We start from the raw sequence: 23,901 nt of genomic DNA, 5'->3' as shown, positions 1-23,901 counted from the left end.
TCGCCGGCGGGCCGAGCCTCCCCCTAGTCCGCGAACCGGGTAATGGCAACGCCGCGCACGCGCTGCGGCGGGTCCGGACCGCAATTAATGCGTGGCATCGCGACCGCTGCCCGCTATGGCGCTGGCAAACCACTCACAGGAGCCTCCCTATGTCCGAACAGACCCTTACCCTGTCGCTGTCGACCGGCGATGTCGTCATCCGCCTGCGCCCCGACCTCGCCCCCCAGCATGTCGAGCGCATCACGACGCTCGCGAAGGACGGCTTCTACGACGGCGTCGTCTTTCACCGCGTGATCCCCGGTTTCATGGCGCAGGGCGGCGATCCGACCGGCACCGGCATGGGTGGCAGCCCGCTTCCCGACCTGCCGGCCGAATTCAACGCCGAACCGCACGTGCGCGGCGTCTGCTCGATGGCGCGCGCGCAGAATCCGAACAGCGCGAACAGCCAGTTCTTCATCTGTTTCGAGGACGCCCGTTTCCTCGACAACCAGTACACCGTCTGGGGCGAGGTGATCGAGGGCATGGAGAATGTCGACGCCCTGCCCAAGGGTGAACCGCCGCGCGAGCCGGGCAAGATCGTCAAGGCGACGGTGGCCTGAATCGGCGTCCGCTCCCTCCCGCCTGCGGGAGGGAGCCGTGTCCGAAAGATGCAACATCGAGTTGATTTGCCCCGCCCAGCCACTATCGCGGGGGCCATGACCGATTTCACGCTTCCCGGCTTCGACCTCGACGCCTTCGTCCGCGCCACGCTTGCCGAGGATCTCGGCAGCGGTGGCGACATAACCTCGCAGGCGGTGATCCCCGCCGACGCGCGTTTCGATGGCGTGATGAACAGCCGCGACGCGATCGCCGTCGCCGGCCTGCCGATCGCCGAACGCTTCTTCCGCGCTCTCGATCCGGCGATGACGATCGAGATACTGGTGGAGGAGGGCGCACAGGTGGCGCCGGGGACGCCGCTCATGCGCCTGTCGGGCAATGCGCGCGCGATGCTCACCGCAGAGCGTTCGGCGCTGAACAGCGTCCAGCATCTGTCGGGAATCGCGACGATGACGCGCCATTATGTCGATGCGCTCGCCGGGACGGGCGCGGTGCTGCTCGATACGCGCAAGACGATTCCCGGCCTGCGCATCCTCGAAAAATATGCGACGCGCATGGGCGGCGCGACCAATCACCGCATGGGATTGTGGGACGCCGCGATGATCAAGGACAATCATGTCGCGGTCGCCGGGTCGGTCGAGGAAGCGGTGCGCCGTGCCGTCGCGGCCGGGATTGCGACCATCATCGTCGAGGTCGACCGCGTCGATCAGGTCGCCCCCGCGCTCGAAGCGGGCGCGACGCATCTGCTGCTCGACAACATGGCCCCCGACCAGCTTCGCGAGGCCGTCGCCATCGTCGCGGGGCGCGTCCCGACCGAAGCGTCGGGCGGCGTGACGCTCGACACCATCGGCGCGATCGGCGCGACCGGCGTCACCTATGTCTCGGTCGGCCGGCTGACCCAGTCGGCGCCCGCCGCCGATATCGGGCTCGACTTTGCGCTGGCCTAGCGTCGTCGCGCTGGCCCTGGCGCTGTTCCCTGCCGTCGCCCAGGCCCGGGCGCCCGCCTGCACGCTTCCCGATCGCATCCCCGTTCCACGCGTGGAAAAGCCGCCGCGCGGCGAGCCGGTGCGCACGCCGAAGATCGGCGGCTATCTGCTCGCCATGAGCTGGTCGCCGCAGCATTGCGCGCGCGTCCGCGATCCGAAGGGCGCGCGCGACCGCTTCCAATGTTCGGGCGAGGGCGGCCGCTTCGGCTGGGTGCTGCACGGCCTGTGGCCCGAAGCCGACGGGCCCGCCTATCCGCAATGGTGCCGTCCGGCGAAGGTCGTGCCCGCGCCGGTGCTGCGCCGCCATCTGTGCATGACGCCGTCGGCGCAGCTCCTCCAGCACGAATGGGCCAAGCACGGCACCTGCATGAGCCCGCACCCCGCCGCCTATTTCCGCGCCGCCGAGATATTGTTCGGCGCGGTGCGCTTTCCCGACATGGCGGCGCTCGCCGCAACGCCACAAACCGCGCAAACCATCCGCCAATCCTTCGCCACCGCCAACAAGGGCATTGCCGCGCCGATGGTCGCGGTGGCGGTCGATCGCGACGGCTGGCTCGACGAGGTGCGCCTGTGCCTTGGGCCGCGCATGCGCCCGCAGCGATGCAAGCCGTTTCAGGCGGGGGCCGACGACCGCCGCCCGGTACGAATCCGCCCGCCGCGTTGAGGCGGCAGCGTCCCGTCGCGGGACAGCGCGCGCGTTAACGCTCTTTTAACCTTACCGGGCCGTTAGGGATTTCCTAGCGTCGCGGCATGGATCGAATCGACTCCGGCCAACGCATCGATATCCGCGGCCGCGTGCGTGCGCACTGCGTGCGTCAGGTGGCGATCGTTCGGCTGGCCGCGCCGAGTGACTGGCAGGGCGAATTGCGCGCCGCGCTGGCCGCGCAGCGCCGGCCGCGCTCGATGTTCGATAGCGGAAGCGATCTGCGGCTGTTTCTTGAGAGCTTTGCGATCTTCTTCACCGCGACGATGATGTTCCTGCTTTAGTCGCAGGCCTTGTGGAGCCGCCAGGCAAGGAAGGCGGAGACGAGGCACATCGCCGCGACCATCAGCAACGTGTCGTCGATGGTGAGGCCGATCCCGATCAGTACGCTTAGCAGCAGCGTCGCGGCGACCATGAAGCCGGAGTTTACGATGTTGTTTGCGGCGATCGTCCTCGCGGTCTGCGACTTGGCGACCGTCGTGGTCAGGAAGGCGTAGAGCGGCACGACGAACATCCCGCCCGCGATCGCGATGCCCAGCAGGTCGAAAATGATGCGGTCGCCTGCCGACAGCGACAGGAACTCGCGCCAGTCCATCAGGCTGCCGTCGCGGTGCGGCCAGCCCTTCACCGACCACCAGAGGTCGAGCACGAACAGCCCCATCACGATCACCGACCCCGGCGAATAGCGGGCCGACACGCGCCCCTTGAGCAGGCGGTTGACGACGATCGAGCCGATCGCGACCCCGACCGAGAAGATGGCGGTGAACATCGTCGCGACGGTCTTGTCGGCCGCGAGCGCATTCTTGACCAGCGGCGGGAACTGCGCGGCGAGAATCGCGCCAATGGCCCAGAAGAAGCTGATCGACACGATGGCGAGAAACAGCCGCGGGATATGCATCGTCGTACTGACGATCTGCCACGACGACCGCAGGACATTGTGATCAATCACCAAATCCCGCGCTTCGGCTTCGGGCGGGGCCGACGGCACGAAGCTGGCGGTGATGCGGCCGATCACCGCAACCGCGACGATACCGGGAATGGCGATGTGCGGCGGCGTCAGCCCGCCGACGATGGTGCCGCCGAGGATCGCGATATAGGTGCCCGCCTCGACCCAGCCGGTCCCCGCCAGCACCTCGTCCGCTTCCAGATGCTGGGGCAGGATCGCATATTTGATCGGGCCGAAGAAGGTCGAGTGCATCCCCATCGAGAAGAGCGCGAGCAGCATCAGCGGGACATTGTGCAGCCAGATGCCGCACGCGCCGATGACCATGATCAGGATTTCGGCGCTCTTGATGATGCGGATCATCCGGGTCTTGTCGGTGCTGTCGGCAAGCTGGCCGGCGAGCGCCGAAAAGAGGAAGAAGGGCAGGATGAACAGCCCGCCCGCCAGCGCGTTGAACCACGCCTCGGTCTCCGGGTCCTTGTAGATGGTGAAGGTGACGAGGATCACCATCGCCATCTTGTAGAAATTGTCGTTGAAGGCGTTCAGGAACTGGGTGGCGAACAGGGGCAGGAACCGGCGTTGCTTCATCAGCGCAAGGGAACCGGTCATGCGAAGCCCACTCTTGTTATTCGAACGCGCGACGAACGCTGCCGCCGCGGGCAATTCGGTTGTCGCTCGGGGGACTTATCGGCTAGGGCAGATGGGGTCAAAGCCCATTTTGGAACAGTCGCGCTTTGCGGGCGGGAATCAGGAACCATGCTCAGCCTTCCGAACCTTCTGACATTGTCGCGGATCCTGGCGGTGCCGATCCTCTTGTTCCTGCTGTGGCCCGGCGCGCACGAGGCCGCGCGCCACCAGCCGCTGCCGATCGACTATGCCTTCGCCTTCGGCCTCTATTGCCTGATGGGCATCACCGATTATTTTGACGGTTATGTGGCGCGGGCGCGCGGCACCGTGTCGCGGCTCGGCATCTTCCTCGATCCGATCGCCGACAAGATCATGATCGCGGCGGTGATCCTGCTGCTCGTCTTCACCCGCGACATACAAGGGTGGCACGTCATCGCGGCGCTGGTCATCCTGCTGCGCGAGATCATCGTGTCGGGGCTGCGCGAATTCCTCGCGACCCTGCAGGTGTCGATGCCGGTGACGCGGCTCGCCAAATGGAAGACGGCCTTTCAGCTAATCGCTTTCGGTGCGCTGATCCTCGCGGGCGCGCTGCCCGCGATGGCGTGGATCAAGACGGTCGGTCTCGCCTCGCTATGGGGCGCCGCGGTGCTGACGCTGGTCACCGGCTGGGATTATCTGCGCGTCGGCCTCAAGCACATGGATTGACCAAAGCTGCGCGGCGATCAGTTCGCGCGGTGCTTGCGAAAAATGTCGGCGAGCATGCGGAATTCGTCCGCGCGCGGGCTGCCCTTGCGCCAGACCAGCGCGATCGTGCGCCAATCGTGATCCGACGCGAGCGGTCGGGTGTCGATCCCGGTATGGTCTAGGATACCCGCCTCGATCGCCATCTGCGGCAGCATGGTGATGCCGAGGCCGTTGTCGACCATCTGCACCAGCGTGTGGAGCGAGGTGCCCATCATCCGCGCGCCGGCGCGCAGTTCGGGCCGGTTGCACGCGGCAAGCGCGTGATCCTTCAGGCAATGCCCGTCCTCGAGCATCAGCATCTGCGCGGGGTCGAGTTGATCGGCGGTGACGACCGCAGGCAGGTCCTCGGCCTGGTCGCCAGGGAAGGCGACGAACAGCGCGTCGTCGAACAGTGCCTCGCTCTCGACGTCGCCGCAGGCGTATGGCAGCGCCAGCAGCACGCAATCGACCTGTCCGTGATGCAGCGACTCGCAGGCCTGCGCGCTCGGCTCCTCGCGCAGAAAGAGTTTGAGGGCCGGGCGTTCCTTGCGCAACCGGGGCAGCAGCCCCGGCAGCAGGAAGGGCGCGATCGTCGGGATGACGCTCATGCGAAGCTCGCCGACCAGCGGCGCGGCCGCCGCCGCCGCCATGTCGGCCAGTTCCTCGGCCTCGCGCAGCACGCGGTGCGCCTTGTCGACGATGCGGTCGCCGAGCGAGGTGAAGCGGACAACGCGGCGCGTCCGTTCGACGAGCGTCTGGCCGAGCAGTGTCTCCAACTCGCGAACGCCCGCCGACAGCGTCGACTGGGTGACGTTGCAGGCGTCGGCGGCGCGGCCGAAATGCCCATGCTGGTGGAGTGCGACCAGATATTGCATCTGCTTCAGGGACGGGAGGTAGTTCTGCATTGATCGGATATAGCAATGATGTCGTCGATTTTGAACAATCCGCCCGATTGATATTTGCCGCCGACAGGATTGATCATGGTCCCCTTTCGGACAGGTCATCGTTCCCCGGCGAAAGCCGGGGTCCAACCGGCATGGCGCTGCCCCGCGTGGACCCCGGCTTTCGCCGGGGAACGGGTCCTGCCATGTTTCAAGGATATATAGGCCGATAGGACCGCGTTTGTTGCCGCTGCTTGCCGCGCCATGTTAGCACGCGACGGTGAGGAGGGAGGCCATGGCGATGTCCAGATTTCTGATCGGCGGCGTGGCGAGCGCGCTGCTGCTGACCGGCGGATTGTTCGTGTGGAAGGGGTATAGCCAGATCGCCGAGGAAGAGGTGCTGCCGGCGCCCCCGCCGGCCTTGCCGGCCATTCCCGTTGCGGGCGCGGGAGCACCCAAGCGCGGCCCGGCGCCGCCGGCATTGCCCGCCGCGAAGGCGAAGTCGCGCGAGGAGCGGCGCTTCAATCGCTACGATCGCGACCGCAACGAACGGATCAGCCGGATCGAGATGATGGCGACGCGCACCGCCGCTTTCCGCAAGCTCGACAAGAATGGCGATAATCTGCTGACCTTCGAGGAATGGGCGGCGGCGACGAGCGACCGTTTCGCCAAGGCCGACGCCGACAAATCGGGCGACCTGACCCGCGCCGAGTTCGCCACGACGGCGCCGAAACCGGCGGCCAAGCCCAAGTGCAGTTGCTGAGCGGCGGGATGAGGTTGAGTGTCTGGTTGCGACCGGAAGCTGCCGTCCATCTCCCCTCCCGCAAGCGGGAGGGGTCGGGGGTGGGCAGCAACGGCGCAAAGGCCCACCCCGCTGTGACTAACGAACAAGTTCGTAAGTCTCGCTGCCCCTCCGCAAGCGGGAGGGGAAACCAGGGCATGTCTAACGACCGCTTCCCACCCCGAAACTGCCGCAACGATCCCTAGGCGACCACGCCGTCTGCCAGCTTCATCCATCCGGCCAGCGCCTGCCCCGCGCGCTGCGTATAGCCGAGTTTGCGGTCCTTCTTGCGCACCTCGTTGGCGAGCGGCGGGAAAAGGCCGAAATTGACGTTCATCGGCTGATAGCTCGCGGCGTCGGCGCCGCCGGTGATATGGCCGAGCAGCGCGCCGAGCGCGGTTTCGGGCGGTGGTGGGGGCAAGTGGCGGCCCGCCAGTTCGGCGGCGGCGAAACGTGCGGCGATCAGGCCGATCGCCGCGCTTTCGACATAGCCTTCGCAGCCGGTGATCTGTCCCGCGAACCGGATATGCGGCGCCGACTTGAGGCGGAGCTGCGGGTCGAGCAGTTCGGGCGAGCGGATGAAGCTGTTGCGGTGCAGCCCGCCGAGCCGCGCGAACTCGGCCTTTTCGAGCCCGGGAATAGTGCGGAACAGTTCGACCTGCGCGCCATGCTTGAGCTTGGTCTGAAAGCCGACCATGTTCCACAGCGTTCCGAGCGCATTGTCCTGGCGAAGCTGGACGACCGCATAGGGCCAGCGCCCGGTGCGCGGATTATCGAGTCCGACCCCCTTCATCGGGCCGAAGCGCAGCGTGTCGGGGCCGCGTTCCGCCATCACCTCGATCGGCATGCAGCCTTCGAAATAGGGGGTGTCGGTCTCCCAATCCTTGAACTCGGTCTTTTCGCCGTCGATCAGGCCCTGGACGAAGGCATAATATTGGTCCCGGTCCATCGGGCAGTTGATATAGTCCTTGCCGTCGCCGATCGGCCCGACCTTGTCCCAGCGGCTCGCCATCCACGCGACATCCATGTCGACGCTGTCGCGATAGACGATCGGCGCGATCGCGTCGAAGAAGGCGAGCGAATCCCTGCCCGTCGCGGCCCCGATGCTTTCTGCGAGACCCGCGGCGGTGAGCGGGCCGGTGGCGACGATCGTCAGACCCTCGGCGGGCAGCGCGTCGATGCGTTCGCGCACGACGGTTATGTTGGGATGTTCGGCGAGCGCGCGGGTGACGCCGCCCGAAAACAGGTCGCGGTCGACCGCGAGCGCCGAACCCGCGGGAACTTTCGTCGCGTCGGCCTCGCGCATGATGAGCGAGCCGAGCGCGCGCATCTCGCGGTGCAGCAGGCCGACGGCGTTGCTGTCGCCATCGTCGCTGCGGAAACTGTTCGAACAGACCATCTCGGCGAGTGCGTCGCCTTGATGCGCGGGCGTCGTGTCGCCCCCGTCGGGCAGACCGGCGCCGCGCATTTCGGACAGGCGGACGCGGAACCCCGCTTCGGCGAGCTGCCAGGCGGCTTCGGAGCCTGCAAGACCGCCGCCGATGATGTGAATGTCGTGGGTCGCCATATTCTATCCGTTGACTTGAGCGGGGTCTGCCGCGCAGGAGATCGGGGATGGAGCCGATCAATGACGCGATGCTCTAGGCGGTAGACAACGAGATGCAAAGGGGCGGACGATGGGCGGAGAACAGAGCTGGGATCGCGCGCGCTGGCTGTGGATCCTCGCGCTGATCGGCGGGATCAGCTTTTTCATCGCGGTGTATCAGCGCTGGGACGGTCCGGCGATCTGGGCGTGGAAGGCGACGGGGGTCGGTTTCCTCGCGCTGTGGGCGGCCGCCAATGCGCGCGGTACGAACGGCTGGCTGATCGCGGCCGCGCTCGGTTTCGGGGCGCTTGGCGACTGGATGCTCGATGCGATCGGCATGCTCGTCGGTGCGGCGGCCTTTGCGGCGGGGCACGGAATAGCGATCGTGCTTTATCTTCGCAATCGGCGGCAGGGCCCGTCGCGGTCGCAGACGCTGCTGGCCGCGCTGGTAGCGCCGCTGGCGCTGCTCATCGCCTGGGGCCTGACGCGCGCCGCGCCCGCGGACCTGATGGGGGCGGCGCTTGCCTATACCGCGATCGTCGCGGCGATGGCGGCCTGCGCATGGATCAGCCGCTTCCCGCGCTATCGCACCGGGATCGGCGCGATGCTGTTCCTGGTGAGCGATCTCTTCATCTTCGCGGGCGAGGGCGGCGCGCTGCCGAAGGGGGTCACGCTGTGGCTCGTCTGGCCGTTCTATTTCGCCGGACAGGCGTTGATCGCGTGGGGCATCGTGAAGACGCTGTCGAGCGAAGCACGGGCGGGATGACGGCCAACGGATAAGGCTCGCAATCCGTCCTTGCGGCCCCTTTGACCGTCAGGCGGGCGGGGCGGCCTCGTTCATTAGCAGCGCCTCGATATCGGGAGTCGGGCGGTCGGTCATCTCCTTGACATGCTCGCCAACGATGCGCGCGGCGACCTCCTTGTGCCAGAGCGGCCGCAGTACCCCCATGGTGCGCGCCGGGGCCACGACGACGAGCGCGTCCAATTCGCCCGCCAGCGCCATCGCGTTGATCCTTTCGGTAAGATCGCGCGCGAAGCGGTCCTCTTCCTGCTGGTGGAAATCGGGTTCGCCCATCGTGCCGCCGGGCAGGCCGGTTCCGGCCGGGGCGGGCGACTGGCCGGCAGGCGCGGTCTTGATGTCGCTGTCCTTGCGATCCTCGCGCTCGCGGTGCGTTTCGGTGCGCAGGTCGATCCGCTGCTCGTCGCCATGGTTGCGCAGGATCAGCGCCTTGCGGCCGTCGGCGACGAGAACGAGGGTGTTATGGGCAATCGTCATGATGGCTTCCTTCCTGCCGGACCAACGCCTCGCCTGTCGATCTGGTTTCCCTATCCGTCCCACGCCGCGATCGTCGTGCGGTGAAGCAGCCGGTCGTGACCGTCGTAACCGCCGGTCGCGCGGTGCAGGACCGAGCGGTTGTCCCACATCAGCAGCATGTCGGGTTCCCAGGCGTGGCTGTAGCGGAACTCCTCGCGCCCCTGCCATTGCAGCAATTCGTAGAGCAGGGGCTGCGCCTCGGCATCGTCCATCCCCTCGACGCCGATGATATAGCCTGCGCAGCCGAACAGGCCCTCGCGGCCGGTTTCGGGGTGCGCGCGGATGAAGGGGTGACGCTGCGTTGCCATCGCTTCCTCGCCCGAGCGGATGTCCATGCTGCGCCCGGCGTCGCGCGCGCCATACATGCCCGAGGGGGCATAGCCGCCGCGCGCGCTGTGGATCGCATTGCGGCCCTTGATGCGCCGGCGCAGGCCGTCGGGCATGGCGTCGAGCGCGGCATGCTGGTTGGAAAATTCGGTGTTGCCGCCGACCGGTGGGATGGCGATGCCGAACAGGCAGGTGCCCGCGGGCGGCCGCGCCTGGAAACTCCAGTCGCTGTGCCAGTTTTCGGCGAACAGCGGCGCGGTCTCGTCGGCGCGCCGTTTCACCGCGATGATGTGCGCACGGCCGGGGATCGGCTTGATGAAGGGATCGTCGCCGAAGCCGCCGAAGGAAGCGGTGAATCGTTCGAGATCGTCATCGCTCATCTTCTGGTCGGGGAAGGCGAGGACATGATGATCGAGCCATGCGGCGCGGATTTCGGCGACGGTAGCGGGCGCGAGCGGCTGCGTCAGGTCCACGCCCGTCACGCGCGCGCCGCACGCCTGACCGCTGGGGGTGATGATGAGCGTCATGGCGGGATGCTGCGCCAATCGGGGCGTGGGGTCAATTGAGTGCATCCGGCCCAAGACGGATATTCCAGCCGTCGTCACCCTGAAGCTGTTTCAGGGTCCATTCTCCATCCCGAAGGGATCGCCCGTCAATCGCGCGTCCGTACTCCCACCACCGCGTGCATCGGCAGTTCGGCGTAGAGGTGCGGAAAGAGCGCGCCGCCGCGTGATTCCTCCCATCGCACCGCATTGCCGAACCGGGTCAGGTCGATTTCGGCGATGCGCAGGTCGGTCTGGCCGGCGAAATGCTTCGCCAGCGTTTCGTCGAGCTGTTCGGCGGTAGACAGGTGGATATAGCCGTCGGCGATATCGACCGGCGCGCCCCGGAACACATGCTCGCGCTCGAAATCGGCCCATTGCTGTGCGGTCAGCACCTTGAAGGCCGTCGCGGCGCTCATTCCGAGGGCGCCTCCGTCGCGGTTTCGGCCTCGGCGGTTTCGATCGCCTCTTCCTCGTCGCTGTCCTCGATCAGCGCGGCCGAGACGACCTGCTCGCCCTCGGCGACGTCGAACAGGCGCACACCGGCCGAGCCGCGGCCGATGACGCGCAGGCTGTCGAGGCCCATGCGGATCAGCTTCGCCTGATCGGTGACGAGCATCAGTTGATGCGCCTGCGTCGCGGGGAAGCTCGCGACGACCAGCCCGTTGCGGCGGATGTTGTCGATGTTGGTGATGCCCTGGCCACCGCGGCCGGTGCGGCGATATTCATAGGCCGACGACAGCTTGCCATAGCCGCCCGCGCACACGGTCAGGATGAACTGCTCGCGTCCCGCCAGTTCGGCGAAGCGCTCCTCGCTCATCTGGGGCGACCCTTCCTTTTCGGCCTTCCACGGGGCGAAGCGCAGATAATCCTCGCGCTCGTCCTGATCGCGCATTCCGCCGCGATGGAGGATCGACAGCGAGATGACTTCGTCGTCCTGACCCAGCTTCATGCCGCGCACGCCGGTCGAATTGCGGCTCTGGAAGGCGCGCACCTCGTCGCCGGCGAAGCGGATCGCCTTGCCCTGCCGCGTCGCGAGCAGCACGTCGTCGTTATCGCCCAGCAGCGCGACGCCGATCAGCCGGTCGTCCTCGTCCTCGCCCTCGAACTTCATCGCGATCTTGCCGTTCGACGGCACGTTGGTGAAGGCGTCCATGCTGTTGCGGCGCACGCTGCCCTTCGCGGTCGCGAACATGACGTGTAGCGCGCCCCATTCGGCCTCGTCCTCGGGCAGCGGCAGGACGGTCGAGATCGTCTCGCCCTGCGCCAGCGGCAGCAGGTTGATCATCGGCCGGCCGCGCGTCGCGGGCCCGCCCTCGGGCAGGCGCCACACCTTGAGCCGGTAGACCTTGCCGAGTGTCGAGAAGAAGAGCACCGGCGTGTGCGTCGAGGTGACGAACAATTCGGTGACGACATCCTCGTCCTTCGTCGCCATGCCGGCGCGGCCCTTGCCGCCGCGGCGCTGGGCGCGGAAGGTGTCGAGCGGGGTGCGCTTGATATAGCCGTCGAGGGTGACGGTGACGACCATCTCCTCGCGTTCGATCAGATCCTCGTCGTCGATACCGTCGGCGGCGGGCGCCATCAGCGTCCGGCGCGGCGTTGCGAACTCCGCGCGCACCTGCACCAGCTCCTCGCGCATCACGCTATAGAGCTTGACGCGGTCGGCGAGGATCGAAAGCAGTTCCTCAATCTCGCTCGCCAGCTCCTTGAGTTCGTTGCCGATCTCGTCGCGGCCGAGCGCGGTCAGCCGGTGCAGGCGCAGGTCGAGGATCGCCTTCACCTGGATTTCCGACAGGCGATAGGTGGCGGTGGCCTCCATCTCGCCCTCGATCGCTTCGACAAGGCGGATATAGGGCGCGATCTCGCCGATCGGCCATTCGCGCAGCAGCAGCGCCTCGCGCGCCGCGGCGGGCGACGGCGAGCCGCGGATGATGCGGACGACCTCGTCGAGATTCGACACCGCGACGACGAGCCCGAGCAAGATGTGCGCCCGGTCGCGCGCCTTGGCGAGTTCGAACTTGCAGCGGCGGGTGATGACCTCTTCGCGGAAGGCGATGAAGGAGGTCAATATGTCCTTCAGCCCCAGCATCTCCGGGCGACCGCCGCGGATCGCGAGCATGTTGGCGGGGAAGCTCGATTGTGCCGGGGTATGCCGCCAGAGCTGATTGAGCACCACGTCGGGCGTCGCGTCGCGTTTCAGGTCGATGACGACACGCACGCCGTCGCGGTTCGATTCGTCGCGGATGTCGGCGACGCCCTCGATCCGCTTGTCGCGCGCCGCCTCGGCGATCTTCTCGACCAGCCCTGACTTGCCGACCTGAAAGGGGATCGAGGTCAGGACGATCGACCGGCGCCCTTCGCCGCGCCCGCGGCTTTCCTCGATCTCGTGCGTCGCGCGCATCATGATCGAGCCGCGCCCGGTCGCATAGGCGTTGCGCGCGCCGCCCTGGCCCAGGATCATCGCGCCGGTCGGGAAATCGGGACCGGGGACGATCTGCATCAGTTCCTCGGTCGACAGCGGCGTCCCGCCCTCGAGCTGGCGGTCGATTATCGCCAGGCAGGCATCGACCACCTCGCCCAGATTGTGCGGCGGGATGTTGGTCGCCATGCCGACCGCGATGCCGCCCGCGCCGTTGACGAGCAGGTTGGGGAAACGCGCCGGCAGAACCTGCGGCTCCTCGCGGCTCGCGTCATAGTTTGGCTGGAAGTCGACCGTGTCCTTGTCGAGGTCGCCCAGCAGCGACATCGCCGCCTTGGCAAGGCGCGCCTCGGTATACCGCATCGACGCCGGCGGATCGGGGTCCATCGACCCGAAATTGCCCTGACCGTCGATGAGCGGCACGCGCATCGACCAGTCCTGCGTCATCCGCGCGAGTGCGTCATAGATCGCGCTGTCGCCGTGCGGGTGGTAATTGCCCATCACGTCGCCGACGATCTTCGCCGATTTCTTGTACGGGCGGCCGGGAATGAAGCCGCCTTCCTGTGCCGCATAAAGGATGCGGCGATGCACCGGCTTCAACCCGTCGCGCACGTCGGGCAGCGCGCGGCTGACGATCACGCTCATCGCGTAATCGAGATAGCTGGTCTTCATTTCGTCGACGATATTGATCGGCGAAATGCCGTCCTCGGACGGCGGAACAGGCGTATTTTCTTCGGTCAAGACCCGGCCTTTTTTCTTCTTTCGGGAGGTGGTTCCAGCCTAGCCCATGGCGGCGGAAAAGGCCAGTGATTCGGGGCGATTCTGGCTGATTTTTTGGCGAGTATCCGGTTTGCGATCATGCGGGCGATTTCGGGCAAAACGCCACTTCTCCAGCTTCGTCATGCTGAACTCATTCCAGCATCCATGGCGGAGCCGCTCCTTTCCGCATTGCGCCTGTTTCGAGAGCAGGCCGTGGCCCCTGAACGAAGTTGGCAATTATCCCTTTCGGACAAGTAACCGTTCTCCCCGGCGAAAGCCGGGGGCCACGCGGGGCAGCGCCATCTGGACCCCGGCTTTCGCCGGGGAACACGCCTTACGTGCCTGAAGGGCGCATATGCCAATCAAGTTCAGGGTGACGAGGCGGAGAGGATCGAACTCGCCCGAAGCCGGCGCCCTTCCGCGCCCTTCCGCGCCTTTTCGTGGCGTCATGGCGGCGGACAAGCTGCTTGCCAATCGCCTGTCGGCCCCTAAAGGTTCGCGAACGATGGTCTTTTGCCAGCCTGGGGGGTGCCGGTGGCCCTGATCGCGCTCGTCGGCGCCAGCGAAACGCTGCCCGACGGGGGGCTGCGCGCGCTCGTCGCGATCGCGGGTGAGACGCTGATCGAGCGGCAGGCGGCGCGGCTCGCCGATGCCGGGGTCACCCATATCGCGGTGGCGGTGGGCGCGGTGCCCGCCGAACTGCTCGCGACCTGCGACCGCATCCGCCGCCGCGGACTCAAGGTCACACCGGTCCGCGCGGCCGGCGACCTGATGGCGCTCGTCCAGCCCGACGACCGCATCATCCTGGTCGCCGACGGATTGCGCGCGGGCGGGACCCATTATGCCGCGATCGCGCGTCCGGGCGCGCCCGCGATTCTCGTCACCGGCGACACGATGCTGACGCAGGGATTCGAGCGGATCGATGCGACCCGGCGCTGGGGCGGGCTCGCTTGCATCTCGGACGCGATGGTCGCCGATCTCGCCTCAATGCCGGGCGAGTGGGACATGATGCTGACGCTGCTGCGCCTCGCGGTGCAGTCGGGTGCGCGCCGCCTCTATTGCGAACCCGCGCTGTTCGAACAGGGGGAGATCGCGATCGTCGCCGACCGGCCCACCGCGGCGCTGATCGAGCAATCGAGCCTGCAACAGGTCGAATATGGCGGCATGGGGCTCGGGCGCTCGGCGATCATGATGCCGCTGGTGCGGCTGGCCGGGCCGCTGCTGGTGCGTTCGCCTCGCACCGCGCGCTATCTGCCCTATGCAACCGCGCTGCTGTGGGTCGCCGTCGCGCTGCTTGCCGCCGGCGGGCTGGCGGCGGCGGGGGCGCTGGTGGCGATTCTCGGCGGGCTCGGCCTGGCGGCGATGCGTTTCCTTGCCGCCTTTCGCGCCGAAAGCGCGGCGCAGAACCGGGTGCGCGGCGTGATTCGCACCTTCGGCTGGCTGCTGCTGGGCGCCTATCCGTGGCTGGTGTCGCTCGGCGGACCCGATCGTCTGATGCCGCGCTTCGCGGAGGCGGCGCTTGCGCCCTGTCTCGCCGCGACGATCCTGCTCGCGCGCTGGCTCTATGAAGATTCGGGAAAGACGCGCCGCTTCCACTGGCTGCTTCCCGACACCGACGAGGCGTGGATATTGCTGGCGCCCGCGCTGATCCTTGGCATCGCGCCGCTGATGTTCGCGATCCTGCCGTTGCTGGCGCTGTTCCAGATCCTGTTGTGGCTGCGCCTCGCGCGCCGGCCGGAACCCCGCTAAACCAAAGCGCTGGAAGGTTTAGGGCGCATTAACGCCATGCTGCTATGGCGACAGGCGCATGAGTGACTCTTCCGCCTTTTCCGGCATCGCCCTGCCGTCGCCGACGCTGTCGGCGCGTCTCGGCGATGTTGCCGCGCATCTGGCGGCGCCGCTGACCGACCGGCTGACCGAGGAACAGCGCGCGCTGACCCTCGGAATCGCGCGCCGGCTCGTCGGTGAGGCGGCCGCAGCGCTCGGTGTGCGAATCGATCCGGCAGCGCTGTGGCATGACTGGCTGGTACAAGGGCTGCCCGGCGCCGAACGGCTCGCCGCGCCCTGTTTCGCGCGCGCGGAAGAGCATCGCTGGCGTGCGCTGCCGGCGCTGCATCGCGACACATCCTCACCGGCCGACGGCGTGAGCGACACGGACGCGGCGGATGCGCCCCCGGCCGCTCCGCAGGCACCGCTTGCGCCGGTTGACAAGGCCTATCTCGACCTGACGATCGCCGACCGGCGCCGCTTCGATGCCTTGGGCAATCCCTGCATCGCGGTTGCGGACCTCGACCCCGAAATCTATCGCGCGCTGTTGGACGACGTCGTGGAGTGGCAGGCACACGCCGGAGTGGATACGAACGCAGTCGCCGAACTCGATGACGCGGCCTGCGCCGCCGCGGCGCGTCAGGCATCCGAAAGCGGGATCGACGCCGCCGCCGCCGCCTATCACACGGCGCTTGTCGCGGAGGGGGCGCTGTCCGATGCCGCCGCCGCCGCGGCGATGCGCCATGACTGGCCCGCGCTGATCGGCCTTGCCGCCGCTGCGCATCGCCGTCCCTATGGAGAGATGGCGCTGGCGCTGGTGAGCGCGGAAGCCGCCGCCCTGCCACCACTGCTCGCGCCGCTGCGTATCGACCGCGGGGCGATCGCCCCGATCGAGGCATCGCTGGCGCGCGTGCCCGCCCGGGCGCTTGCCGGGGCGCCGGAGGGGGAAGGATGAGCGAGCGGATCGTCCGGGGCCGGGTCGACCGGTCGGGCGCGCTGGTCGGCGGCGACGCGCCGCTGCTGCGCCTTCAGCAGCGCGCGGGCGGCGGACTGAACCGGCCGCTGGCGCTGCCGCATCTGGCGCGGCTGGTCGCGCTCGCGCAACGGCTGCAGCGCGACGTCAGCCGCCCGCTCCACGCCGCCGACGATCACAGCGACATTTTTGCGCTCGTCCGCATCCTGCCCGATGCCGACGGTGCGAGCCTCGAAATCAGCGACTGGCGAGCGCGTCCGACCGCCGAACCGCAGGGGCCGGCGATCGCCGATGCGGTCGAGCCGCAAGGGTGGGCGTGGGAGTGCGATCAGCATCTGCGCATGGTCGCCCTGCGTGCAGGTGTCGAAGCCCCGGCGATCCCCGGCGGCTGGGCCGGTCATTCGCTGTCCGAACTGTTCGAGTTGCAGCCCGACGGCGATGGTCGCTTTCCGGTGCTGCGCGCGCTGGCACGGCAGGCGCCGTTCGCCGACCAGCGGGTGCGCGTCGAGGGGGAGGACGGTCCGCTGGCGATGCACTTGTCGGGCGAAGCGCTGTTCGATGCGACCGGGCGTTTCACCGGCTTTCGCGGTATCGCGACGCCTGATAAAGGGGCGGCGGCGGATGCAGCCGCGCCGGCGCGCGTCGATCCTGCCTTCGGATCGCTGCCGCTGTCCGACCCGCAGTTCGGCCGCCGCATCGACGGCGCGCTGCGCGGGCCGCTGAGCCGGATCATCGCGACGGCCGAGACCATTTCGGGGCAGTTCGACGGTCCGATCCGCGCCGATTATGCCCGCTATGCCGGCGATATCGCGCATGCGGGGCGCCACCTGCTCGGACTCGTCGACGACCTTGCCGACCTCCAGAATATCGAGCGGCCGGGCTTTCGCGCGGCGCGCGACGAGATCGACCTCGGCGATCTCGCGCGCCGTGCGGTCGGGCTGCTCGGCATGAAGGCGGAAGAGAAGAGGATTCGCATCGACGCGCCGCGCCTCGACGACAAGGCGCCCGCGTGGGGCGAGTTCCGCCGCGTGCTGCAGGTGCTCCTCAACCTGCTCGGCAACGCCATCCGCTATTCGCCTGAAAATTCGCAGATATGGATTCGCGTCGATCGCGAGGGCGACCGCGCGACCGTGACCGTTGCCGATCAGGGGCAGGGGATTGCGACGGATCAACAGGATATGGTGTTTGAGAAGTTCGAGCGGCTCGGCCGCACCGACAGCGGCGGATCGGGGCTCGGCCTCTACATCGCGCGCCGTCTCGCGCGCGCGATGGGCGGCGACCTGACCATCGACAGCGCGCCGGGGCAGGGTGCGCGCTTCACGCTGAGCCTGCCGGCGCGGGATTAGGACCAGAGCGGGGGCCGATGGCTTGCGCCCCCGCCTTCGCGGGGACGCGGAACCCAGCGGTAGCTTGAGCGCCGAATGGGCTCAGCGCTGCTCCACCGACACATAGGGACGCTGCGTCGCGCCGGTGTAGAGCTGGCGCGGGCGGCCGATCTTCTGCGCGGGGTCGGAGATCATCTCGTTCCACTGCGCGACCCAGCCGACGGTGCGGGCGAGCGCGAACAGCACGGTGAACATCGTCGTCGGGAAACCGATCGCCGACAGGATCACGCCCGAATAGAAATCGACGTTGGGGAACAGCTTCTTCTCGACGAAATAATCGTCGCTAAGCGCCATTTCCTCGAGCTGCAACGCGACGTCGAACACCGGATCGCTGACGTTCAGTGCCGCGAACACCTCGCGCACCGTCTTTTGCATCACGGTCGCGCGCGGGTCGTAGTTCTTGTAGACGCGGTGGCCGAAGCCCATCAGGCGGAACGGATCGTCCTTGTCCTTCGCACGCGCAATATATTCGGGGATACGCTCGGGGCGGCCGATCTCGCGCAGCATGTTGAGCGCGGCCTCGTTGGCGCCGCCATGCGCCGGGCCCCATAGGCAGGCGATGCCCGCCGCGATGCAGGCAAAGGGATTTGCGCCCGACGAGCCGGCGAGGCGCACGGTCGAGGTCGAGGCATTCTGTTCGTGGTCGGCGTGGAGGATGAAGATGCGGTCGAGCGCGCGCACCACCGCCGGATCGACCTCATAATCCTCGGCCGGGACGCCGAAGGTCATGCGCAGGAAATTGTGGGTGTAGCCGAGGTCGTTGCGCGGATAGACGAAGGGCTGGCCGACCGCATATTTATAGGCCATCGCCGCGATCGTCGGCATCTTCGCGATCAGCCGGTGGCTGGCGACCATGCGCTGGTGCGGATCGTGGATCTCGGTCGAATCGTGATAGAAGGCCGACAGCGCGCCGACGACGCCGCACATGATCGCCATCGGGTGGGCGTCGCGCCGGAAACCGCGATAGAAGGTCGCGAGCTGTTCGTGCAGCATCGTGTGGCGGGTGATGGTGTTGTCGAACTTTTCCAGTTCGCCGGCGGTCGGCAGCTCGCCGTTGAGCAGCAGGTAGGCGACCTCCATGAAGCTCGAATGCTCGGCGAGCTCGCCGATCGCATAGCCGCGGTGGAGCAGCACGCCCTCGTCGCCGTCGATATAGGTGATCTTCGATTCGCAGCTCGCGGTCGAAGTGAAGCCCGGATCGTAGGTGAAGGCGCCGGTCTGGGCATAGAATTTGCGGATGTCGACGACATCGGGACCCACCGTGCCCTTCAGCACCGGATCTTCGACGGTCTTGTCGCCCAGGGTGATTTTTGCGATGTCGGTCATTGTTCTTCCCCTGATCTGTAAGGGCGGGAGCCGTTGCGGCTACGCCCCTGCCGGAAAATTGTGCGCTGCGTCAAGTCGTGCCAGGCTCGCATCGCGTCCCAGCAGCAGCAGGACGTCGAAAATTCCCGGCGATACCGACCGTCCGGTCAGCGCGGCACGCAGCGGCTGGGCCAGCTTGCCGAGCCCGACTCCGGCCGACTCGCTCGTCTCGCGGACCGCCGCCTCGATATCTTCGGCGTTCCAGCCGGTCAGGGCGCGCAGCCTTTCGGTGGCATCGGCGAGCAGGCCTTCGGGCGCATCTCTTAGCAGCCCCGCGGCCTTCTCGTCCACTTGCAGCGGCAGCGTCTCGAACAGGAAGAGCGCGCCTTCGGCGATCTCGTCCAGCGTTTTGGCGCGCGGCTTGAGCGCATCCATCGCCCGCACCAGCACCGCGTGCTCGGCATCGTCCAGCGGTCGCCCGATGCGCCGCTCGACGCGCGGCGCGACAAGGCCGGCGAGCCGCGCGTCGTCGGCCTCGCGGATATAATGGCCGTTCAGATTCTCGAGCTTCTTGAAATCGAAGCGCGACGGCGAGCGGCCGACATGCGCGAGATCGAACCACTCGATCGCCTGTTCGCGGCTGATGATCTCCGCATCGCCGTGTCCCCAGCCGAGACGGAGCAGATAATTGTTCACCGCTTCGGGCAGGTAGCCGAGTTCGTCGCGATAGGCATCGACGCCCAGCGCGCCGTGCCGTTTCGACAGCTTGGCGCCGTCGGCGCCGTGGATCAGCGGCACATGCGCATAGACCGGCTCGCGCCAATTCTCGTGAGATTCGGCCATCGCGTGGATCAGCGCCCGCTGGCGGAAGGCGTTGTTGAGATGGTCGTCGCCGCGGATGACGTGGGTGACGCCCATGTCGTTATCGTCGACGACGACGCTCAGCATATAGGTCGGCGTGCCGTCGCTGCGCAGCAGGATGAAATCGTCGAGTTCGGCATTCTGGACGGTGACCTCGCCCTGGACGCGGTCGCGGATCGTCGCCGCGCCGTCCTGCGGCGCGCGCAGGCGGATGACGTGCGGCGCGGCGGGATCGCCGTCGTCGCGGTCGCGCCATGGGCTGCGGACGCGGAAGGGGACGCGCTTCTCCTGCGCCTCGGCGCGCATCGCGGCCAGCTCGTCCTGCGTCAGATAGCAGCGATAGGCCGCGCCCTTCGCGAGCAGTTCCTGCGCGACCTCTGCATGGCGGCCGGCGCGCGCGAACTGGAAGACGGCGTCGCCGTCCCAGTCGAGGTCGAGCCAGCGCATCCCGTCGAGGATCGCGTCGATCGCGGCCTCGGTCGACCGCGCGCGGTCGGTGTCTTCGATGCGGAGCAGGAACTTGCCGCCATGGTGCCGCGCGAACAGCCAGTTGAACAGCGCGGTGCGCGCGCCGCCGATATGGAGGAAGCCGGTCGGGGAGGGCGCGAAGCGCGTCACCACGTCGGTGCCGGTCGCTTCGGCGGGATCGGTCTTGTTTTCGGTTGCCACTCTGGCCTCTTTCACTCACCTTGCGGCCCCGGGCGGGGACCGGGGACGATGTCGGGGCAGCCCCTAGCATGGCGACAAGGAGGCTTCAAACGCCCATTGGGGAAAGCGCGGCCGCCGCGTTGCGGCGCGCCTTCGCGTGGCTGGAGGACCGGCTCGACCGCGAGCGCGAGCGGTTGGGACTGTGGCTGCCGGTCGCGCTGTCGGCGGGGATCGGCTTGTGGTTCGCGGCGCCGGCGCGCGCGCAGTGGATCGGAACGCTGTTCCTTCTCGGCGGGGGCGTCTGCGGCGGCTTGCTGATCGGCTGGCAGCGGCGGACCGGGCGCAGCCTTGCGATCGCCTGCGCCACGATGGCTGCGGGGCTGCTGCTGATCTGGGCGCGCGCCGCGTGGGTCGCGGCGCCGGTGCTCGCCTATCCGGCTACGACCGAATTTTCGGCGGTGGTCGAAAGCGTCGAACCGCTGCCGGCGCGCGGCACGGTGCGGATGATCGTGCGGCCGCACGGGCGCGCCGACCTGCCGCCGCGGGTCCGGCTGACGCTGAGCGGCGAGCGCGCGGCGGGGATCGCGCCCGGCGAGTCGATCGGCCTGCGCGCGCGGCTGATGCCGCCGCCGGCGGCCAACCTGCCCGGCGGCTACGACTTCGCCCAGCGCGCCTGGTTCGACGGCATCGGTGCGGTCGGGACGGTGCTGGGAGAGGTCGCGCGCGCGCCCGGAGCGGGCGAGCGACGCCAGCCGCTGCGCGCGCGGCTCAGCGCACATATCCACACCGCGGTGCCGGGATCGCCCGGCGGTGTCGCCGCGGCGCTCGTCACCGGCGACCGTGGCGCGATCGCCGAGACGGATGACGAGGCGATGCGCCGCAGCGGGCTTGCGCACCTGCTGTCGATCAGCGGCCTGCACGTGACCGCGGTGATCGGTTTCGTGATGCTGCTCGCGATGCGGCTGCTCGGGCTGAGCCGGCGCCTCGCGCTGGCGGGGCATGTGTTGCCGCTGGCCGCCGCCGCGGCGGCGCTGGCCGGGGCGGGCTATACCTGGCTTGCCGGAGCGGAAGTGCCGACGCTGCGTTCGTTGATCGCGGCGCTGCTCGTGCTCGCCGCCTTCCTGATGGGGCGCGAGGCGATCACGCTGCGCCTCGTCGCGGCGGGTGCGCTGCTCGTGCTGCTGTGGCGCCCCGAAGCACTCGCCGGACCCAGCTTCCAGCTCAGCTTCGCCGCGGTGACGGCGATCATCGCATTGCACGAAAGCCGCTGGATGCGCACGTTCCTGGCGCGGCGCGACGAAGGCACGGCGCTTCGTCTGCTGCGCGCCGCGGCGGGATTGCTACTGACGGGGCTGGTCGTCGAGGTCGCGCTGGCGCCGATCGCGCTGTTCCATTTCCACAAGGCGGGGCTTTACGGCGCGCTCGCCAATATCGTCGCGATCCCGCTGACGACCTTCGTCATCATGCCGATGGAGGCGCTGGCGCTGCTGTTCGACGGCGTCGGGCTCGGCGCGCCCTTCTGGTGGGTCGCCGAACAGGCGCTGCGGTTGCTGATCGCGCTCGCCCACCGGGTCGCTTCGGCGCCGGGAGCCGTCGCGACGCTGCCCAGCTTTCCGCCGGGCGGTTTCGCGCTTGCGCTGTTCGGCGGCCTGTGGCTGCTGCTGTGGCAGACGCGCTGGCGGCTCGCCGGGGTGGCGCCGCTGCTGGCGGGGGCCGCCATCCTGCTCGCGCAGCCGCGTCCCGACCTGCTGATCTCCGGCGACGGACGCCACATCGCCGCGGCCGTTCCCGGCGGCGGCTATGCGCTGCTACGCGCGCGGGCGGGGGACTATATCCGCGATTCGATGGCCGAAGCGGCAGGGATCGACGTCCCCTTCACCGCGCTCGCCGATCTCGACCATGTCGAATGCAACGCCGATTTCTGCCGCTGGCGGCAGGGGCAGGGCGCGACACGGCGCATCATCCTCGCCGCGCGTGGCCGCGACCGCATCGATGGCCGCGCCATGGCCGCCGCCTGCGCCGCGGCCGACGTGGTGATCAGCGACCGCTGGCTGCCACGCGAATGCATCGGGCGCTGGCTGACGATCGACCGCGACAGTCTGGAAGCGAGCGGCGGTCTTGCGCTCTATCTGGGCGAGCGACCGCATGTCGCCACCGCGCTGCGCGCCGGCGACGCGCATCCGTGGCGGCGACCGCAACAGGTCAGTGGTAACGACGAAGCAATCCCGACAGGCGGCCCTGCACGATGACGCGCTCGGCCTCGTAGCGCTGCGGTTCATAGGCGCTGTTCGCGGGATCGAGCCGGATCATCGGCCCTTCGCGGCGGAAATATTTGAGCGTCGCATCCTGTCCGTCGACGAGCGCGACGACGATATCGCCTTCGCGCGCGGTGTTCGCCTTCTGGATCAGCGCATAGTCGCCGTCGAGAATCCCCGCTTCGACCATCGAATCGCCCGACACTTCGAGCGCATAATGCTCGCCCGCGCCAAGCAGCGCGGCGGGAACCGAAAGCTGGTTGTGATCCTCGAACGCCTCAATCGGCACGCCGGCGGCGATGCGGCCGTGCAGCGGGACCTCGATGATGTCGTTGGCGGCGATCGGCTTCAACGCCGGCGCCGGCTTGCGCAGCGGCACGACGGTGTCGCGCGCCGGCGCCTTCGCCGCCTCGGGCAGCTTGAGCACTTCCAGCGCGCGGGCGCGATTGGGCAGGCGGCGCAGGAAGCCCCGCTCCTCGAGTGCGCTGATCAGCCGGTGGATGCCCGATTTCGACTTGAGCCCGAGCGCATCCTTCATCTCCTCGAACGAAGGCGAAATTCCGCTCGCGTCGAGGCGCTGCTGGATGAAGTGGAGCAGTTCGTGCTGCTTCGCGGTCAACATCTCTCGGTCTCCATGCTGTCAATGGACATATAGAGAACGATAGTGGAACAGAGCGGAACTTGTCAAGCGATGACGGAGCGGCTTGAGCCGTGGACGCCGTCAGCCCTCCAGCAACGTCCGCGTCGCTACGGTTACGTCCGCCTGCCGCATCAGGCTTTCGCCGACCAGAAAGGCATGGACGCCGCTCCGGGCGAGGCGCTGGCAGTCGGCATGGGCGGCGATGCCGCTTTCGCCGACGAGCAACGTGCCCGGTGGAACGCGCTTCGCAAGCCGTTCGGTGACGGCAAGGTCGGTCTCGAAGGTACGAAGATCGCGGTTGTTGACGCCGATCAGGCGCGATCGGAGGTGGGTGAGTGCGCGGTCGAGCTCGGCCTCGTCGTGCACTTCGACCAGCACGTCCATGCCGCGTTCGAGGGCGGCCGCCTCGATCTCGCGCATCGGCCCGTCGTCGAGGGCGGCGACGATGATCAGGATCGCGTCGGCGCCGATCGAGCGCGCTTCGGCGACCTGCCACGGGTCGATCATGAAATCCTTGCGCAGCACCGGCAGGTTGCAGGCGGTGCGCGCGGCGATCAGAAATTCCTCATGCCCCTGGAACCACGGCGCGTCGGTGAGCACCGACAGGCACGCCGCGCCGCCGGCTTCATAAGCGCGCGCATGGTCCGCCGGATTGAAATCCTTGCGGATCAGGCCCTTGGAAGGCGAAGCTTTTTTGATTTCGGCGATCAGGCCGAAGCCGCCCGCCGCGATCTTCGCCTCGAGAGCCGCCGCGAAGCCACGCACCGCGCCCGCGTCGATCGCATCAAGCTGCGTCACCGATCGGCTCTTGCGGCGCTCGGCGACCTCTTCGGCCTTGGTGGCGAGGATTTCGGTCAATTTGTTCATATGGAATGCTTT

At 68.0% G+C, this 23,901-nt stretch carries 23 protein-coding genes; 11 read left to right on the top strand and 12 right to left on the bottom strand.

Annotated features, from left to right (window positions below; genetic code table 11):
* Positions 1-149 precede the first annotated feature (149 nt).
* The 4 genes from C3E99_RS09430 to C3E99_RS09415 all read left to right on the top strand — a co-directional run bounded on the left by C3E99_RS09430 (position 150) and on the right by C3E99_RS09415 (position 2,570).
* Positions 150-599: a peptidylprolyl isomerase gene (locus C3E99_RS09430; protein ID WP_076074947.1), complete on the top strand. Its 450-nt coding sequence runs from the start codon at positions 150-152 to the stop codon at positions 597-599.
* Positions 600-695: 96 nt separating this feature from the next.
* Complete coding sequence (nadC, locus tag C3E99_RS09425) at positions 696-1,544, top strand: carboxylating nicotinate-nucleotide diphosphorylase (protein ID WP_076074950.1); 849 nt, start codon at positions 696-698, stop codon at positions 1,542-1,544.
* Positions 1,531-2,247, top strand: coding sequence for a ribonuclease T2 family protein (locus C3E99_RS09420; protein ID WP_076074952.1), 717 nt, complete (start codon positions 1,531-1,533; stop codon positions 2,245-2,247). The genes nadC and C3E99_RS09420 overlap by 14 nt, the downstream gene beginning before the upstream one ends.
* 86 nt (positions 2,248-2,333) lie before the next feature.
* Complete coding sequence (locus tag C3E99_RS09415) at positions 2,334-2,570, top strand: hypothetical protein (protein ID WP_234002656.1); 237 nt, start codon at positions 2,334-2,336, stop codon at positions 2,568-2,570.
* Here the strand turns inward: C3E99_RS09415 and C3E99_RS09410 are convergent.
* On the bottom strand, positions 2,567-3,838 hold the full coding sequence (locus tag C3E99_RS09410; protein WP_067106488.1) for an MFS transporter: 1,272 nt from the start codon (positions 3,836-3,838) through the stop codon (positions 2,567-2,569). The two genes, C3E99_RS09415 and C3E99_RS09410, sit on opposite strands and share 4 nt — an antisense overlap.
* A 147-nt stretch (positions 3,839-3,985) precedes the next feature.
* Here C3E99_RS09410 and pgsA point away from each other — a divergent pair, with 147 nt between their 5' ends.
* A complete protein-coding gene (gene pgsA / locus C3E99_RS09405) occupies positions 3,986-4,561 on the top strand; it encodes a CDP-diacylglycerol--glycerol-3-phosphate 3-phosphatidyltransferase (protein WP_104959727.1) in 576 nt (191 codons plus the stop codon).
* Between the two features lie 17 nt (positions 4,562-4,578).
* Here the strand turns inward: pgsA and C3E99_RS09400 are convergent, their stop codons facing one another.
* Entirely contained in the window at positions 4,579-5,484 is a 906-nt protein-coding gene (locus C3E99_RS09400) for a hydrogen peroxide-inducible genes activator (protein WP_067106484.1), read from the bottom strand.
* A gap of 277 nt (positions 5,485-5,761) precedes the next feature.
* On the opposite strand from C3E99_RS09400, the gene C3E99_RS09395 reads away from it, so the two are divergent.
* Positions 5,762-6,223 carry an EF-hand domain-containing protein gene (locus C3E99_RS09395; RefSeq protein ID WP_076074957.1) on the top strand — a complete coding sequence of 154 codons (462 nt, stop codon included), beginning with the start codon at positions 5,762-5,764 and terminating at the stop codon, positions 6,221-6,223.
* Positions 6,224-6,443: 220 nt separating this feature from the next.
* Here C3E99_RS09395 and trmFO read toward each other — a convergent pair whose 3' ends face one another.
* Complete coding sequence (trmFO, locus tag C3E99_RS09390) at positions 6,444-7,808, bottom strand: methylenetetrahydrofolate--tRNA-(uracil(54)-C(5))-methyltransferase (FADH(2)-oxidizing) TrmFO (protein WP_104959726.1); 1,365 nt, start codon at positions 7,806-7,808, stop codon at positions 6,444-6,446.
* A gap of 109 nt (positions 7,809-7,917) precedes the next feature.
* Between trmFO and C3E99_RS09385 the strand changes: the two genes are divergently transcribed.
* Entirely contained in the window at positions 7,918-8,592 is a 675-nt protein-coding gene (locus C3E99_RS09385; RefSeq protein WP_076074961.1) for a lysoplasmalogenase family protein, read from the top strand.
* Positions 8,593-8,640: 48 nt separating this feature from the next.
* Here the strand turns inward: C3E99_RS09385 and C3E99_RS09380 are convergent, their stop codons facing one another.
* From C3E99_RS09380 to C3E99_RS20235, 5 genes are all read right to left on the bottom strand, one after another.
* Positions 8,641-9,102, bottom strand: coding sequence for a host attachment family protein (locus C3E99_RS09380; RefSeq protein WP_076074963.1), 462 nt, complete (start codon positions 9,100-9,102; stop codon positions 8,641-8,643).
* Between the two features lie 50 nt (positions 9,103-9,152).
* Entirely contained in the window at positions 9,153-9,995 is an 843-nt protein-coding gene (locus C3E99_RS09375) for a TauD/TfdA dioxygenase family protein (RefSeq protein ID WP_076077760.1), read from the bottom strand.
* Between the two features lie 125 nt (positions 9,996-10,120).
* The gene (locus C3E99_RS09370) at positions 10,121-10,429 is read right to left on the bottom strand and encodes a DUF952 domain-containing protein (RefSeq protein ID WP_076074966.1); all 309 of its coding nucleotides are present in this window, start codon (positions 10,427-10,429) and stop codon (positions 10,121-10,123) included.
* The gene (gene gyrA / locus C3E99_RS09365; RefSeq protein WP_104959725.1) at positions 10,426-13,170 is read right to left on the bottom strand and encodes a DNA gyrase subunit A; all 2,745 of its coding nucleotides are present in this window, start codon (positions 13,168-13,170) and stop codon (positions 10,426-10,428) included. Before gyrA ends, C3E99_RS09370 begins: the two co-directional genes overlap by 4 nt.
* Before the next feature lie 39 nt (positions 13,171-13,209).
* Positions 13,210-13,332, bottom strand: coding sequence for a hypothetical protein (locus C3E99_RS20235; RefSeq protein WP_267894975.1), 123 nt, complete (start codon positions 13,330-13,332; stop codon positions 13,210-13,212).
* A gap of 369 nt (positions 13,333-13,701) precedes the next feature.
* Between C3E99_RS20235 and C3E99_RS09360 the strand changes: the two genes are divergently transcribed.
* From C3E99_RS09360 to C3E99_RS09350, 3 genes are read left to right on the top strand one after another with little or no spacing between them, the layout of a single operon-like run.
* Complete coding sequence (locus tag C3E99_RS09360; protein ID WP_234002655.1) at positions 13,702-14,937, top strand: hypothetical protein; 1,236 nt, start codon at positions 13,702-13,704, stop codon at positions 14,935-14,937.
* Positions 14,938-14,995: 58 nt separating this feature from the next.
* On the top strand, positions 14,996-15,910 hold the full coding sequence (locus C3E99_RS09355; RefSeq protein WP_067106473.1) for a hypothetical protein: 915 nt from the start codon (positions 14,996-14,998) through the stop codon (positions 15,908-15,910).
* Entirely contained in the window at positions 15,907-17,274 is a 1,368-nt protein-coding gene (locus tag C3E99_RS09350; protein ID WP_076074976.1) for a sensor histidine kinase, read from the top strand. The genes C3E99_RS09355 and C3E99_RS09350 overlap by 4 nt, the downstream gene beginning before the upstream one ends.
* A gap of 81 nt (positions 17,275-17,355) precedes the next feature.
* Here C3E99_RS09350 and C3E99_RS09345 read toward each other — a convergent pair whose 3' ends face one another.
* Positions 17,356-18,639, bottom strand: coding sequence for a citrate synthase (locus tag C3E99_RS09345; protein ID WP_067106471.1), 1,284 nt, complete (start codon positions 18,637-18,639; stop codon positions 17,356-17,358).
* A gap of 39 nt (positions 18,640-18,678) precedes the next feature.
* Positions 18,679-20,148: a glutamate--tRNA ligase gene (gene gltX / locus C3E99_RS09340; protein ID WP_104959723.1), complete on the bottom strand. Its 1,470-nt coding sequence runs from the start codon at positions 20,146-20,148 to the stop codon at positions 18,679-18,681.
* A gap of 119 nt (positions 20,149-20,267) precedes the next feature.
* Between gltX and C3E99_RS09335 the strand changes: the two genes are divergently transcribed.
* On the top strand, positions 20,268-22,376 hold the full coding sequence (locus C3E99_RS09335) for a ComEC/Rec2 family competence protein (protein ID WP_234002654.1): 2,109 nt from the start codon (positions 20,268-20,270) through the stop codon (positions 22,374-22,376).
* Here the strand turns inward: C3E99_RS09335 and lexA are convergent.
* Both lexA and trpC read right to left on the bottom strand, forming a co-directional pair.
* A complete protein-coding gene (lexA, locus tag C3E99_RS09330; protein ID WP_067106468.1) occupies positions 22,330-23,004 on the bottom strand; it encodes a transcriptional repressor LexA in 675 nt (224 codons plus the stop codon). The genes C3E99_RS09335 and lexA overlap by 47 nt on opposite strands.
* A gap of 99 nt (positions 23,005-23,103) precedes the next feature.
* A complete protein-coding gene (gene trpC / locus C3E99_RS09325) occupies positions 23,104-23,889 on the bottom strand; it encodes an indole-3-glycerol phosphate synthase TrpC (protein WP_076074984.1) in 786 nt (261 codons plus the stop codon).
* Between the last annotated feature and the right edge of the window lie 12 nt (positions 23,890-23,901).

It is taken from the genome of Sphingopyxis sp. MG, from assembly GCF_002953155.1.
GTDB classification, from domain to species: domain Bacteria; phylum Pseudomonadota; class Alphaproteobacteria; order Sphingomonadales; family Sphingomonadaceae; genus Sphingopyxis; species Sphingopyxis granuli.
The sequence above is the reverse complement of the archived record's forward strand: the minus strand, read 5'-3'. Positions and strand labels throughout refer to the sequence as shown.